General features: G+C 60.3%; 1 protein-coding gene. It reads left to right on the top strand.

All coding sequences use genetic code 11. The features are described 5' to 3' along the window. The coding region (locus tag ACTJJN_RS27095) for an immunoglobulin-like domain-containing protein (protein WP_440781813.1) at positions 1–317 on the top strand (317 nt) is incomplete at both ends.

Below are 317 nucleotides of genomic sequence, written 5' to 3'. Positions count from 1 at the left end.
GCCGGTGAAACCAGCGCGCCGTACACCCACGACGCGCAAGGCGATGACGTCTACAACGACGCTGGCCAGATCAGCCTGGGTATCACGTCTGCTGTGGATGTAGACGGTCGCACCTTCGAAAACCTGGAGCTGGGCGGTGCCGCGAAGGTAGATGTCACTGACACCACCGACGAAGTAGTGGCCAAGCTGACCGCGACGCCTTCGGTCACCGAAGGCGGCGAGATCACCTACACCATCACCCTGACCAACAAAGACGGCCTGCCGATCAACAACCACAGTGCATTGACCTTCACGCTGAGCGACGGCAAAACCGTCAT

Origin of the sequence: Pseudomonas sp. 22515, from assembly GCF_052044625.1 — a bacterium.
Taxonomy (GTDB): Bacteria; Pseudomonadota; Gammaproteobacteria; order Pseudomonadales; family Pseudomonadaceae; genus Aquipseudomonas; species Aquipseudomonas alloputida.
This window is presented reverse-complemented; position numbering and strand designations above follow the sequence as displayed.